Annotated in this window: 12 protein-coding genes and 1 other RNA gene; 8 read left to right on the plus strand and 5 right to left on the minus strand. The window is 39.6% G+C overall.

Annotated features, from left to right (window positions below; translation table 11 throughout):
* Positions 1–582: 582 nt before the first annotated feature.
* Together ssrA and smpB are read right to left on the minus strand one after the other, a co-directional pair.
* Positions 583–938: a transfer-messenger RNA gene (ssrA, locus tag ACED29_RS04420) on the minus strand.
* Positions 939–1,083: 145 nt separating this feature from the next.
* Entirely contained in the window at positions 1,084–1,572 is a 489-nt protein-coding gene (gene smpB / locus ACED29_RS04425; RefSeq protein ID WP_124016830.1) for an SsrA-binding protein SmpB, read from the minus strand.
* A gap of 249 nt (positions 1,573–1,821) precedes the next feature.
* Between smpB and ACED29_RS04430 the strand changes: the two genes are divergently transcribed.
* Complete coding sequence (locus tag ACED29_RS04430; RefSeq protein WP_124016831.1) at positions 1,822–2,259, plus strand: SRPBCC family protein; 438 nt, start codon at positions 1,822–1,824, stop codon at positions 2,257–2,259.
* Complete coding sequence (locus tag ACED29_RS04435) at positions 2,249–2,584, plus strand: RnfH family protein (RefSeq protein ID WP_182697950.1); 336 nt, start codon at positions 2,249–2,251, stop codon at positions 2,582–2,584. Before ACED29_RS04430 ends, ACED29_RS04435 begins: the two co-directional genes overlap by 11 nt.
* 301 nt (positions 2,585–2,885) lie before the next feature.
* Here the strand turns inward: ACED29_RS04435 and ACED29_RS04440 are convergent, their stop codons facing one another.
* On the minus strand, positions 2,886–3,389 hold the full coding sequence (locus ACED29_RS04440; protein ID WP_124016833.1) for an outer membrane protein assembly factor BamE: 504 nt from the start codon (positions 3,387–3,389) through the stop codon (positions 2,886–2,888).
* A gap of 307 nt (positions 3,390–3,696) precedes the next feature.
* Between ACED29_RS04440 and ACED29_RS04445 the strand changes: the two genes are divergently transcribed.
* The 6 genes from ACED29_RS04445 (at position 3,697) to ACED29_RS04470 (ending at position 13,520) form a co-directional block, all read left to right on the plus strand.
* Positions 3,697–4,533: an SAM-dependent methyltransferase gene (locus ACED29_RS04445; protein ID WP_371697139.1), complete on the plus strand. Its 837-nt coding sequence runs from the start codon at positions 3,697–3,699 to the stop codon at positions 4,531–4,533.
* 329 nt (positions 4,534–4,862) lie between these two features.
* On the plus strand, positions 4,863–5,075 hold the full coding sequence (locus tag ACED29_RS04450) for a hypothetical protein (protein ID WP_124016835.1): 213 nt from the start codon (positions 4,863–4,865) through the stop codon (positions 5,073–5,075).
* A 6-nt stretch (positions 5,076–5,081) separates the two neighbouring features.
* Positions 5,082–6,830, plus strand: coding sequence for a diguanylate cyclase (locus ACED29_RS04455; protein WP_371697140.1), 1,749 nt, complete (start codon positions 5,082–5,084; stop codon positions 6,828–6,830).
* A 1,677-nt stretch (positions 6,831–8,507) separates the two neighbouring features.
* A complete protein-coding gene (gene aceB / locus ACED29_RS04460) occupies positions 8,508–10,160 on the plus strand; it encodes a malate synthase A (RefSeq protein ID WP_371697141.1) in 1,653 nt (550 codons plus the stop codon).
* A 91-nt stretch (positions 10,161–10,251) separates the two neighbouring features.
* Positions 10,252–11,568, plus strand: coding sequence for an isocitrate lyase (gene aceA / locus ACED29_RS04465; RefSeq protein ID WP_182697954.1), 1,317 nt, complete (start codon positions 10,252–10,254; stop codon positions 11,566–11,568).
* A 497-nt stretch (positions 11,569–12,065) separates the two neighbouring features.
* Entirely contained in the window at positions 12,066–13,520 is a 1,455-nt protein-coding gene (locus ACED29_RS04470; protein WP_124017010.1) for an HDOD domain-containing protein, read from the plus strand.
* Positions 13,521–13,644: 124 nt separating this feature from the next.
* On the opposite strand, the gene ACED29_RS04475 is transcribed toward ACED29_RS04470, so the two are convergent.
* A complete protein-coding gene (locus ACED29_RS04475; protein ID WP_371697142.1) occupies positions 13,645–14,250 on the minus strand; it encodes a nuclear transport factor 2 family protein in 606 nt (201 codons plus the stop codon).
* 45 nt (positions 14,251–14,295) lie between these two features.
* On the minus strand, positions 14,296–15,120 hold the full coding sequence (locus tag ACED29_RS04480; protein ID WP_273057976.1) for a M90 family metallopeptidase: 825 nt from the start codon (positions 15,118–15,120) through the stop codon (positions 14,296–14,298).
* Positions 15,121–15,301: the final 181 nt, after the last annotated feature.

The following is a 15,301-nucleotide window of genomic DNA, read 5'->3' on the forward strand; positions in this document are numbered from 1 at the left end:
TTGGTCTGGTGTGGGCGAAGCGCCACGACGTTAGTGGCCGCAGGCCATAGCCTAAACCTAGGGGAATAAATGAATTTGTCTGCTTAATTGAAAATGTACAAATTCAACTCTGAACTTGGGACGTTGAAGAACATTACTTGAGCTGGCCATGGACGGCCAGCTAGTTTTCGAGGGGAAGGGATGGCCTATCGGAAGCGTTAGCATTTTCACTCCTTATTACAAGATGGGCCGAAGCAGGTTTCAAATGAAGTTAAAAGCTGGTTCAATCCCCATGGCGACCTTTTCGCAGCTGTTGTTTTGTAAATCGCGAAAATGTTGCGGGGCGGCTGGGCCAATTCTTAAAAAAGATAAAAGAGGGAACAGCCGTTGGTTTCCTCTTGGTCTGGTGTGGGCGAAGCACCACGACGTTAGTGGCCGCAGGTCATAGCCTAACCAACGTAGGGGCATTTATGTGTTAGCTGATATGGACATTGCTATAAGTGTTGATTAATCATGAGTTGAACATTTTATTGGCTGTCGCCACTTTGTCGCCATTAGACAAAGAAAAAGGGCTTAGCATTGCTGCTAAGCCCTTTCGGTAATTGGTGGAGGCGGCGGGACTTGAACCCGCGTCCAGAAAGCCTACATCCTCGGCACTACATGTTTAGTCTCTCTTTTATTTAACCAAGCAGTCTCCGAAAGACAGGATGCTACTTGGTGAGTCCGGTACTGTTTCGCGGTTCACCCCCGGACGGAGTTCCCTCGCTAGCACACTGTAATATGACCATCAGAATCCACTGTCCACGTGCGAAACGTGTGGTTGATGGCTAGCTAGCCTAAGCTGCTAGAGAGTAGTTAGAGTCGTTTGCAACTATAACGGTGCGGCTTTTTACGAGGCCAACCGCCCCTCGACATGCTCCTTGGGTTTCGTGAATCCTGTCGAATCCAGAATCGCCCCCAATTGAGTTAACTATAACGCTTTGTGAGATGAATACCTAGTATCCATTAACAAAATATAATCGTTTGTTCACTATCTGTTCGTTATAGGCCTATGTTCAATAACAACTTATCAGTTTTCATCGTTTCAGTGGCCCATTAACAATATTAAGCGTTTTCTTTGTCTTTTTTCATTACGCGGGCTTTTTCGATTTTCCACTCGCGTTCTTTGGTGTCTTCACGTTTATCGTGATCTTTCTTACCTTTACCTAAGCCTATTTCGACTTTTACCCAGGCACCTTTGCGCCAGTACATTGATAAAGGAATTAACGTATAGCCTTGACGTTCGATTAAGCCGGCAAGCTTGTCAATTTCACTGCGCTTCAATAGCAGTTTTTTGGTTCTGATTGGATCGCATATTACATGGGTTGAAGCAGTATTCAGTGGTTGAATAGTACAACCATGCATAAAAGCTTCACCCTCTTTAATATAGACATAACAATCCGATAAATTGACTTTACCCATGCGAATGGACTTAACTTCCCAGCCCATAAGTTGTAATCCCGCTTCGATTTTGTCTTCAATGCGGTATTCAAAGGTTGCGCGTTTATTGCGTGCGATGCTCGCTGAGGCGTTTGCTGATTTCTTTTTTACCATTATTATTACCGTTCTGATTGCCGTTATTGACCTGAAGGATGGTGCTGGACAACCCGCAGTGAGCCCATTTGATAAACTCTATTATGTTTACTAACTATAATAGATATGGGGGAGATTTATGATATTACAACGATTATACCGAGTTTCTTGATGATTGTGTTATTTCCAACGCGATTTAACACTCTCAGAGATGCCTTTTTTGTTTAACGTGATAAAATCCCGCTATTGTATTAAGGATAGTGATGTCAGATGCCTAAGATTTCCAAAAGTATGCTGGTTAGATTTAGTGCCTTAGAAATGTATGATTTAGTCAATGATGTTGAATCGTATCATGCTTTCCTACCTGGATGTGTTGGGGGTAAGGTACTGGAATTTGATGGCAAAACCATGGTGGCATCAGTTGATGTCAGTAAAGCCGGGATCAGTAAAACATTTACTACTCGTAATCAAGTGGTGCAAGCTAAATCTATTTCACTTGAACTGGAAAATGGTCCCTTTAAGTACATGCATGGTCTATGGAAGTTTACTGAACTAACCGAAGATGCCTGTAAAGTTGAGTTTGATTTAGATTTTGAATTTTCAAACATGCTGGTTGATATGGCGTTTGGTAAAGTGTTTAAAGATTTAATGTCGTCTATGGTAATGGCATTTACCGATAGGGCAAAGGTGATTTATCGTGATGAATGAAACAGAAAAGTTTTCGGTAGATGTTATTTATGCATTACCAAAACAGCAGAAAATTATTTCGGTGATGGTGTCTCCAGGTACCACATTTATTGAAGCCGTTAAGCAAAGTGATATGGTTAAATTTTTTCCAGATATTAACCTTGAAGACGTTAAGCTTGGGGTGTTTAGCCGCCAGGCCAAACATGATGAGGTGCTTGTTCCTGGGCAGCGTGTTGAAATATATCGCCCACTCATTGCCGATCCTAAAGATGTTCGCCGTAAGCGTGCCGAAAAAGCTAAAGATGAAGGTCGTATTAATAAAATAACCGGTGCTAAAGTTAACTAAACTTAGAATAATATCCATTTATCAAAATGTGCTTTAGGCCTTTGAGTATTATCCTTTGGGTCAATGACGAGTTTATCGCAAGTCAATGAATGCAATAAGCAGGGCAAAGTTTGCAAAATAAATCGTCTATGTTAATTTTGAAATAGGTTAAGCACAGTTATTTTGGCTAAATATCCATGTGTTAACGCTAGTTTAAGGTTAACTCGATTGATGTGTGGCAATGAAAAAACGCCAAAAAAAAGCAGGACTCTCATGAGAGGTCCTGCTTTTTTTTGGCATAAATCACATGTTATTGTGTGGCTTATGTTGGTGTATTATCATTTTCTGCCTGGTTCTTTAATGCCGGACGTTGTTCTTCAACTAACGGTTTTGCATCTGGGCGAATTTCAGGTAGTAAAGGCTTCATATCTGGGTCGTTAACGGACGGCAATGAGCTTTGTTCCAGCGGAGTATTAAATTCTTTACTGAGATCGTAATCGCCGCTAACACTGGAAATTGTGTCGCCATTAAAGTGAATGATCAACTCTTTATGAGTAATGCTAGCATCTCGACCACTTTTGAAATGATAGACATAGTACCAAGTGTCATCAGAGAAGCTGTCGCGTAATACTGGGCGACCTAAAATATATTCTGCTTGTGCTTTAGTCATGTCGACACGAAGTTTTTCGACTTGTTGTGTTTCCATGTAGTTGCCTTGTGGCACATCTGGTTTATATATTAACCAGTCAAATACACTGCATCCGCTAAGAGATAATGAAAGCGCTACTGCGCTTACAAGGGTAAGACTTTGTTTTTTGTTTATCATTGTCTGCGCTACTTCCTAAATTCTGTCGGTCATCATACCCAAGCTGTCCCTATGCTGACAAGGGTCTATTAAAAGATGTTGTGGCTTTGAGTCAATTTAGCGCCCTAAGTTCCATTTTTTCAGTAAATAAATCTAAGGTAAATTTTCATATTTATTTAACGCATTACAGCAAATGTTGGTAGGATGTTGTTAAATCGTTCAATTTAAACGATCGAACTAAATTATGTCACTATTAAGTGCTATATCTAACTAAGCATTTATTATTAATAACTTTATCCAAGTTGCAGCGCTCAAAAAAGAAACAACAATGACTATTCAGCAATCGCAAAGTGCAACATTATCCAATGTAAAAAAAGGCCGTCTGATTTGTGTTGGAACAGGATTACAGTTAGCAGGGCAAATAGGCGCGTTGAGTTTGAGTTATATTGAGCATGCTGATGTGGTGTTTTCGTTAGTGCCCGATGGTTTTTCTGAACGATGGCTAATGTCGCTTAATTGTGACGTGCGTTCGCTGCAGCCTTATTACGCACAATGCGGCGAGATAAAAAACCGTCGTGCTACTTATGCTGAAATGGTTAATGCTGTTTTGTGTGAAGTACGCCTAGGTAAGTTAGTCGTATGCGCCTTATATGGTCATCCTGGAGTATTTGCTTGTGTTGGGCATTTATCCATAAAACAGGCTCGTTTGGAGGGGTATGATGCGAGTATGTTACCGGGTATTTCTGCGGAAGCTTGTTTGTGGGCTGACCTAGGAATCGATCCTGGTAATAGTGGCCATCAAAGTTTTGAAGCGACTCAGTTCATGATTTATCATCATGTGCCCGATCCTACTACGCATCTTTTACTGTGGCAGATAGCCCTAGCGGGTGAACATACTTTGACTCAATTTAGTACGACTAAAGCGAGGTTACAGATTTTGGTTGAGCACTTAACGCAATGGTATCCTCTTGATCATCAAGTGATGATATATGAAGCCGCCAATTTGCCGTTTCAATCACCAGTAATCGAGCGCATGGCTTTGTCGTCTTTACCTGAAGCTAGATTGACCCCAATTAGCACACTATTGATCCCTCCCGCTAAACAGATCACATTAAACCATGAGATGTTGGCTAAGTTAGGTATCACCGAATCAGATATAGGTTAAGTATCTGTTAACATTAAAAGATAATATGGCATAATCGTGCTCTACACTGAACGTTTTGGTTTATATCTTGACCTGATATAGACAGCAGATTAATTGAAGATGAAGTTGCAATTGTTAATTTTTTTATAGTCAGTTTTTTGTTAAAATTGTTAGCCGATACAAGTTAACAACTATCAGCGTTTGTTGTTAAACTGACTTGAGTGTAAAGTACGCACAAGTTTAAAAAGCTAGTTAAATCAGTTGAATGTACTTTATGTGTTGAATTGTCTGATGTTATGTCATTATGCCCATAAATTAACAATAAAATTATTAAAACAGAGAGTGACAATATGTCAAACATGAGTGCCTTTTTTACTGAGCTTGCGACTAATGCCCTGTTATTAGAAGCATATAAGCTTGATCCTCGTGCTGTCATGAAATCAAATGGATTAACACAAGAAGAGATTGACGCTGTAATGTCGGGAGATAAAGCACGTGTGAGCCAGTTAGTTGGTGATAAAGACATGGCTATGTACATGATTATAACTAACCCTACAGAGTAATTATTCTTGCATCATACATCGAGGTATTTTTTTATTATCATCGTGTTGCTTTTTAGCCGCGCGGCGATAGCTGACAATATCGATTATGATAAAGAACTCGATACTATTGAACAATATTTGGCGACAGATACTGGTTATGCAATTAAAAAGATTGAAACCGTATTAGCATCTGAATCGTCACTTACCTCATCACAACACAGCCGCCTACATAGGTTGGTCGGTTCCAAAGAGCTTTATTTAGGTCATTTTGTCGCAGCAGATAAAGCTTTCGATGAAGCACTGATAGACGGTCCAACTGGTGAAGAACTCACCAATATTTATCTATTGAAAATCACTGCAAATATTGGGCTTAGCAACTACCAAAAAGCCTTTTCTCTTCTGGAAGAAAATCTTTCTCGTATTGATAACTATCAAAACCAAAGTATCAAAATAAAGTCTTATAACCGTCTGATGAATGTGTATTTACAGCTGGGCGCTTATGATGAAATGTTACGTATAGCAAAATTGTCGCTGAATTTAAATCAAGGTAAAGACCCAAAAGATCAATGTTATTCAATGTTATACCTGTCAGTGGCCCATTCAAAGTTAGCTCATTTTGACGAAGCGGATACATTATTTAAAGACACTCAAGCTTATTGTAAAGATCATGGTCTGCCATTAATTGAAATCATGTCTATTAGAGGCTTGGCTACAGTGCTGTTTGATAAAGGACAATATGCGGCTGCAGAAAGTTTGTATCTTGTTGCTTTAGAGCGTTACCAAAAGTTTAAATTTGAAGTTGAGATCAATGAGATAAGGTCTTATTTAAGTGTTATTTATTTTCATTTAGGCGATTACCAACAAGCTGAAATGTATGCGCAAATGGTTAATGCGTTACCTAATAAGCCTAGTAACATGATAGCGAAAAAACGAGTTAACGAAACTCTTTCTTTAATTGCAGGTAAACGCGGGCAATTTGATAAAGCATACCAGTTTCAAGTTGTCGCTTCTGCACTTGGCCAGCAGCTGCTTGATGAGCAGAAAGTCAAAGAAAATGCTTATCAAATGGCTCGCTTTGATAGTGTTGAAAAAAGCCGTGAAAATAGCAGTTTGATCCAAGATCACGAGTTACTGATGAAACAAAAAGATTTGTTTATGAAGGAAAAAAGTTCATCTATCATGTTCTCTACTTTACTTGTAGGTCTTTCTGTCGGTTTATTATTGTTATTGATCTCGGCTTGGCTGCAACGTAATCAATTTATGAAACAAGCGCAGCGAGATGGATTAACCGGTATTTTTAATCGCCGTACTGGACAAGAAATGGCGGAAAATGAATTTATTCAAGCTCAAACAATAGGTGAAAGATTCTCTGTTGTGTTAATGGATCTTGATCTATTTAAAAATATTAATGACCAATATGGCCACGGTACAGGTGACTGGGTATTAAAAAAAGTGACTAATGTCATCGAGGGCATGTTGAAACCGACAGATATTTTTACCCGAATGGGCGGCGAAGAGTTTGCTGTCTTTATGCCAAAGCAAGCCGAAGATATGGCTGTTGATTTTGCCGAACGTATTCGTAATGAGGTAGCCAATATTAACACTCGTTTCTCTGGACACGATTTTACGGTCACAGTCAGTTGTGGTGTCAGCACTGTTACTAAAGATGACTTAAGCCTTGATCCTTTAATTCATCGTGCTGATTTAGCCCTTTATCGAGCCAAACATAATGGTCGAAACTGCGTAATATCTTATGACGACACCATGAAGCCTTAATCATCAGCTAAGCTGGGTTCATCATCAAAAGTCATCACACAAGCTCTTCGATAGCTACCATGTGTTCTACAACCTCATCACATTATCAGCAATGCAGTCTATGACTAAATGCACACAGCAACAGTAAATGGCATAGTTGTTAATAGGCTACTCTGAAGTGTATAAGCTCAATTTCTGTATAATTGAAAAGCACTTTTTAGTGTTTGGTTAGCAGCATCTCCAGGTCATCTTACTCTTTGTACATTTTATTGTTAAAAACGATGGTAATTGTATCGCTATTACGCCATGTAGTGACTTCATTCTTACATAAAAAATCTTTTGTAAATCATATAGATAGTTTTTAAATCGAGAATAATATCTTACAACAAACACATTCTATTTAAATAGCAAATACCATTTAGCGGATCTCTTCTGGTGGTGTTTATGGCTTATTTTTAGAGCGTCATCGCTTACGAATAAACCATAATTTGGTCTCACAAACTGCGGCAGATATAAATTGCCTTATATTGCGGCAAAATTTATCTTGAAGGAGCGACTGTTCTGAATAATATGAGGCGAGTGATATATTCTGCTGCTCGTTAACGGGTAAGATCTTACCAAACAGATAATCTCTATTAAGTAGAGTAGGGGCTAAGAATGAACAGCCTATGCACCAAATTGCTTCAAAACAACTCTACCAAGTTATTACGACTACGACGAACAAGCACACTCCCTCTTTGATTCATTTCTGTGTCTCGTTATTGTTAATCGGTAAATTATCGACTATTTAAGTCACTTTCTGCCCGACCTCAAGCTGAATTTTGGCTGTTTTTCCTATCATCATGAGTTGCAATGCCATTTTCATTGTTTGGCTATTACTGCAATAAATCTCTGCTATTGCACCATTTTGGTTCTCTATTGCCCCATTTGTGATTGTTTTTAATTTTTTTCAAAAAAAATTCACCTTTATTTAAAACAAACCAATATAGCTGAACTTGTTGATCGGGTGACGTAACTCACATTTTTAATGACATTACCGCCGTATTTTTTAACGTTGACGTAAACGTAAATTTAAAACAGTCGTTTACATTTGGGTTATAAATGGATTTGTTTAAGCTTATGTTTTAAAACAATTAAAAGTGATTACGTACGGGTAAGCTAAAAACGTTATCAAATTGTTTCATTCACGAATATAGACTAAAGTTATGTAATATAATATTTACAGTTAGTTTTTTTATTACAACCATTTTTACCAAAGTAATTTATTGGTCAATTGGTAAGATGAATTTCTAACGATTGATTTAAAGTATAAACTCTAATAATTAAAGTTTTTTATAAACAGGTGCTTATGTATAGATTTGTTGTTTGGTATTACCAATTTACTGTGCTGTTGACAGTCGTTTTTAACACGTTTTGGTAAACTGATAACTGTTGCAATTACAAACGTTTTTGGTTAGTTTTTAGTACGAAACAGACATTTGAAAGTTTTTGATTCAACGTCAGCTTCTTCAACGTCAGCTTCAACTTAATCTTATGAGTAAGCGGTTACTGGGCTCGATAAAAAGCATTCAATCGTTAAGTACAACAGTGATTCAGTTGATACAAGAATGTGGCATAAATGAGTTAGCAGTAGATAGCGTTATACAGTGAAGCATGACCACCAATATCAAAACAGACAGCATTTAGGGAGCCATTATTATGACGGCAGAACAACTAGTAGCCCAGTACAGTAAGTCCACAGCAAATGCTGATGATTCGGTTAAAACCGATCTCACTTTTATTGGCCCCACTGTTAATGGCCAAGAAGAGGTTTTTAATTCTGGTGCCGTGGCTTTCCTTGATTCGTTATGTGCCAAGTTTGTTGATGAAGTGCCAGAACTACTAAAACTGCGTAAGCAAAAGCAAGCACGTATTGATAATGGCGAACTACCAGACTTTTTACCTGAAACCCGTGCAATACGAGATGGCAATTGGACTATCCGTGGTATGCCTAATGATTTGACCGACAGACGAGTTGAAATTACCGGCCCGGTTGACCGTAAGATGATCATTAATGCCTTAAACGCCAATGTAAAAGTGTTTATGGCTGATTTTGAAGATTCATTAGCACCGAGCTGGCAAAAGATTGTTGAAGGTCAGATTAACCTTCGCGATGCCGTTCGTGGTGATATTGATTTTACCGCTCCAGAAACCGGTAAGCATTACTCGTTAAATCCAGATCCAGCAGTGTTAATTGCTCGAGTACGTGGTTTACACCTTATTGAAAAACACGTTGAGTACAAAGGCACACCTATACCTGGTGGTTTAGTTGATTTTGCGATGTATTTTTATCACAACTACCGTCAACTTTTAGCCAAAAAATCAGGGCCTTATTTTTATATTCCTAAGCTAGAAAGTCATGTGGAAGCGCGTTGGTGGGCTAAAGTGTTTGCGTTTGTTGAAGAGCGTTTCTGCTTAGAGCCTGGCACGATTAAATGTACCTGTTTAATTGAGACCTTGCCTGCAGTGTTTGAAATGGAAGAGATTCTTTATGAGCTTCGTTCAAACATAGTCGCACTAAACTGCGGTCGCTGGGACTATATCTTTAGTTACATAAAAACCTTAAAAAATTATCCAGACCGTGTTTTACCAGACCGTCAAGCCGTCACCATGGACACCAAGTTTTTAAGTGCCTATTCACGCTTATTGATTAAAACCTGCCATAAGCGTGGTGCATTAGCGATGGGCGGAATGGCGGCATTTATTCCAGCAAAAGATGAAGCGACTAACGAGCTGGTATTGCAAAAAGTACGTGGTGATAAAGAATTAGAAGCTCGCAATGGCCACGATGGCACTTGGGTGGCTCATCCTGGTTTAGCTGATACCGCAATGAAAATTTTCAATGATTACATTGGTGGTGATAGAACCAATCAATTGCACATTACTCGTGATGTTGATGCGCCGATTTTAGCCAGTGAGTTACTTGAACCTTGCGATGGTGAAAAAACCGAAGCGGGCATGCGTTTGAATATTCGCATTGCATTGCAGTACATCGAAGCATGGATCCAGGGCAATGGTTGCGTACCCATTTACGGTTTGATGGAAGATGCTGCTACGGCAGAAATATCACGCACCTCTATTTGGCAATGGATTCAACATGGCAAAAGTCTATCAAATGGCAAGCTTGTCACTAAAGCATTATTTAAAGATATGTTGAAAGAAGAAATGGCCAACGTTAAGAAGGAACTCGGCGCAGAACGCTTTAATGCAGGCCAGTTCGCTAAAGCATCAACGTTATTTGAACAAATTACTACCTCAGATGAGTTAGTTGATTTCTTAACATTACCCGGATACGAACTGTTAACGGCTTAATGCCAGTAACAGAATATTAATTACAACACGACTGAATTAAGCAAAGTTGAACGATTCACTTTGCTACCCTCACACAGAAAGGAGCGACACTATGACTACACAACTAACTCGTCAGCAACAGGTTGATGCAATTAAGAAAGATTGGGCTGAAAATCCACGTTGGAAATCTGTTAAGCGTCCTTTTACTGCTGAAGAAGTTGTCGCATTACGTGGATCTGTTGTACCAGAAAACACGATTGCTAAAATGGGTGCTGCAAAATTGTGGGAACTGGTTAACGGCGGCGCTAAAAAAGGCTACGTAAACTCGCTGGGTGCACTTACTGGTGGTCAAGCAGTACAACAAGCAAAAGCAGGTATCGAAGCAATATACCTATCAGGCTGGCAGGTTGCTGCGGACGCTAACTTAGCGGGCACCATGTATCCTGATCAATCACTTTACCCAGCAAACTCAGTTCCAGCGGTTGTGAGCCGTATTAATAACTCATTCCGCCGAGCTGACCAAATTCAATGGGGCAAAGAAGTTAATCCTGGTGATGACAATTATACTGATTATTTTTTACCAATCGTTGCAGATGCTGAAGCCGGTTTTGGTGGCGTACTGAATGCTTTCGAACTAATGAAGTCGATGATTGATGCTGGTGCTGCTGGGGTTCACTTTGAAGACCAACTCGCGTCGGTTAAAAAGTGTGGTCACATGGGCGGTAAAGTTCTTGTTCCAACCCAAGAAGCAGTACAAAAGCTTGTTGCTGCGCGTTTAGCTGCAGATGTGAGCGGTGTTGATACGTTAGTTATTGCACGTACTGATGCCAATGCTGCAGATTTAATGACTTCAGATTGTGATGAATATGACCGTGACTTTGTAACTGGCGAACGCACTAGCGAAGGTTTCTACCGTGTCAAAGCGGGTTTAGACCAAGCCATTTCTCGTGGTCTTGCGTATGCTCCGTATGCTGATTTAATTTGGTGTGAAACGGCTAAACCTTGTCTTGAAGAAGCGAAGAAGTTTGCTGATGCTATTCATGCTAAGTACCCAGATCAACTATTAGCTTATAACTGTTCTCCATCATTTAACTGGAAGAAGAACCTAGATGACGTCACGATTGCTAAATTCCAGCAAGAGCTGTCTAACATGGGTTACAAGTATCAGTTCATCACGTTAGCGGGCATTCATAACATGTGGTACAACATGTTCGATTTAGCCTATGACTATGCTCGCGGTGAAGGCATGAAGCATTATGTTGAAAAAGTTCAAGAACTTGAATTTGCTGCGGCTAAGAAAGGTTATACCTTCGTATCGCATCAGCAAGAAGTGGGTACTGGTTACTTTGACCAAGTCACAACCTGTATTCAAGGTGGTAAATCATCAGTAACAGCGCTAACAGGTTCTACTGAAGAAGAACAGTTTTAACCTATAGTCCCAACCGTTTTACAAGTTTAGTCACTTTGTGGCTGTTGTAACCCCGTGCAGCTCACCTACAGGCAGCACGGGATTTTTATCCAAGGATGTTGGATTATAAGTTTTACTTAGTTGTTAATCCTGATTGTTTGGCTACTTCCTACCCGTAAGCTTTTTAACCACATTATTTGTGATTGCGGCTCTTGTGAGCCGTTTTTTTTTGCTTAATTTTTATCTCATGCTTGTTACTCTGCACATCAAACAGATTCAACTCAAATTACGTTCACTAAAATATAAATAAAGTGACGCAGTTAGCACATCATTTACTAACCATGAGAGTGATTGCGACTTATTCATTGGTTTATTGCCACGTCATTTGAAAGCAAATATCGTTGTTTTACTTTGATACGTGAGCTAGCTTGCTCTAATGACAATCTCTACAAGACACTGTGTTGAAATTGAGTATACTAAATTAATATTTGTTACATTTAGGTTAAATTTTGAAGGCGATGACTCAGCAAAAAGGGGCTGATTATTGGACCAAGCGTATCAGTGATCAAGAAATGCCTGCATTATGTTCCACAGTGCGTGATTTAGAAAAGCTTGCTAAAGACGATGTATCTTCATTATCTTTACTCGGTCGAAGTGTCATGCACGACAACGCACTTACCTCGCGAATTTTGCGAGTAGCAAACAGTGCTACCTACAATAAAGGTATTAATCCGGTGTCGACTGTCAGCCGCGCAGCCGTAGTACTCGGATTTGATACTATTCGTAATATTTGCATTACCGCAAAACTACTGACCAGTTTACTCGAAAACAAACATCTGAGTGCCAGTGTTTATCAACGCTTGTTAAAGCTGATGGCGCAATCTTTTCAGGCGGCCATGCTCGCCAGAATGATGATGAGCGATCGAGGAGAATCGTTACGTGAAGAAGTTTTTATCGCTTCTTTGTTGTATCGCATCGGTGAAAGTGCTTTTTGGAGCATGGGCGGTGAGCTAACCGAACAGCTAGATAAAAAACTGTTATCAACCGATGATAAAATAGAGCAAAACTCATTGATACGAGCTGAACTTGGTACGTCATTTATTCAGCTTACCCAGAGTATTGCCAGAAGCTGGGGGTTAGGTGACGTGTTAATTAAATCGTTAACGCAGCCAGATGAACGTATGCCCGAAATCCGTTGTATTTTTTTAGCCGATAAGTTATCGGAGATAGTATCGCAACCTAACGTTAATGCTGAAGAGTTGCATAAGCGCTTATCCCAAGCCGCCGATATGTTAGACATCAGTGTGGCTAAATTTACTGAAAAGTTTATTGATTGCAGTGAAACAACCCATAAGTTAGCTATCGAATACGGTGCTAAAGCGATTGTGTCTTATTTACCTCATACCGCTAATGTATTAGACAATATTGATGCCCCAGTTGTGCCTTCTGAGGTGCGTGAAACCAATCACGCTTATCAATTAAGTAAACTGAGGCAATTAACCCATTACGCTGCGGTAAAAACTGATTTTAATCAAATCATGCACACGACATTAGAGGGCATGCTGACCGGTGTTGGTTTAGATCGATGCGGTGTATTGTTATTATCACCGAGTCGTAAACTATTACAGCCAAGAGTGATGATGGGCGATGGCGCTGAATTATTAAAGCAAGCATTTGTGATTGAACTTGATGATCCTCAATCGGTTTTTACTCAGTGCATTGGGCAAAAAAAGAGCTTTTGGGTTAATGCACCAACCAGCAATGAATGCAAAGTACAAGTAGATGATGTGCTTGTGGAACGATTTTCCCAAAATGGATTTCTATTAGCACCATTATCTGTTGGAAATAAAGTATTAGGCTTGTTTTATGCCGATAGGTTGGGCTCTGGGCGTCATTTTGAACAAGATGATTTTGACAGTTTTACTCACTTTAGTGAGTTGGCAAATGTGTGTTTTGCGGTGTCGATGGCATAACAAGGCTATTTAGTTATTGACTATTATTGGGTGGGTTAAAGATTTATCACTGGATATTAAGCATCTGCTATTAAACAAAAGGGTGACCGTGATAATAAACATGGTCACCCTGATGAACTGATGATTATTGCATAATTAAGCTAGTAATACGTTTAGCTTTGTCGTTTGGTATCGGAAAGCTCAAATGATATTGTGCTATTTTCCAACCATCAACCGTTTGAACTAATGCACCTGTTCCTCGGCTAATGCCATATTCTGGGCTATAAAGCTGTTCGTCAAATACAATGGTATCGTCAATTTGCAGTAAGTGGCGAGACTTTACATCGTAACGCCAACCTTGAGTGGGTTTGGCATAGCGTTCAAACTCAAGCATATCCCATCGTTCTGACTTATCGGTACCAATAAACACTGCTTGTGGGTGATAAAGACTAAAATAAGTCGTCCAGTCAGCTGCTGCTGCGCTTTCATGTAACTGGTTTAATAAAGCGCTGACGGCTTGGCTGTCTTTTGCAGATAAACCTTGGCTGTCAATTAATTCATTTGCCTGGCTAATATTCTTAATCACGGCTTCGCTTTCGGAGCTTACTTGTTGGCTCACTTGCTTGTTTTTTTGTGCGGTTTGGCTTTGACCAAGTGAGGTGTCATCGGCTTCTGTTGCATGCAAGTCGAAGGCTGCTACTGTGGTCATTAACACCGCAATAAATCCAAGTCTGTTAATGATTGATTGCATAGTATTCCTTTTACGTTATGAATTATTATTATGTTGATGACTTATCTAATGCCAATTTATTGGATCTAGCTGATAAAACTGGCTCAATTCTTTATATAATTGATTATGTTGTTGGTAAAACTCAATAGGTCGTTCAAAAAATGTTTCACTTATTACAGCAAAAAACTCTGCGGGATTGGTTGCGCCGTAATAATTGAATAATGACGGGATATGCTGTTGAGCGCAATGTTGAAGTTGTTTAAATTCCTGCCCTAGAGTAGCAGACCAAGAACGATATGAGGTGATATCTCGTAAAGGAGGCGCACCATTGGCGCTGCCATCTTCTTGGTCAAGTTGGTGAGCAAATTCATGAATAACCACATTGCTGCCATCAAACGGATCTGCAGCGCCTTCTACAGTGCTGTTCCATGACAACACTACCTTGCCATATTCCCAAGATTCACCCAGCAACACATTACGCTGAGTAGAATACACGCCTGCTATATCAGTGCGGTTTTGATGAACAATAAATGCACTTGGGTAGACCAAAATTTGTTTCAGTTTAGGATAGTAATCAGTTTTTCGGTTGAGCAATAATAAACAGGCCTGGGCTGCTATGGTGACTTTTACTTCGTCATTTATGTCGAATCCGTCACAACCGACGAATTGTTTCTCACTAATAAACACTTGGATATGCTTTTTAAGCTGTAGCTGCAAGTCTGTTGGCATGGCTTTAAAGTAAGGAAAGCGCTTTTTTAATATATTACGCCATAGTGTTGGAAATGGTTTGCTAGCCACTATGCTACGTTGACGATTGCGGCGCCATTGACTACTGGTAATCCATCCAATAGCGGTCATTGATATAATGAGCAATGTTACAATCGCGATCATAGAAGGATCCTAATAGTCAAAAAGGTTTTTTTGGTTTTTATTTCAAGCTTATATCTGTGCTGATAAGTTTTCGCACTACTCCGTGATGTTATTCGATAGCTTTAGCTGTGTTTGTTATAAAATTTTGCCCTATGTGAGATTAATGGGGCTGTTTGTAAACAAATTCAAGCTTTAGCAAAAA

Source organism: Shewanella sp. 5S214 (genome assembly GCF_041439795.1).
Lineage (GTDB): Bacteria > Pseudomonadota > Gammaproteobacteria > Enterobacterales > Shewanellaceae > Shewanella > Shewanella vesiculosa.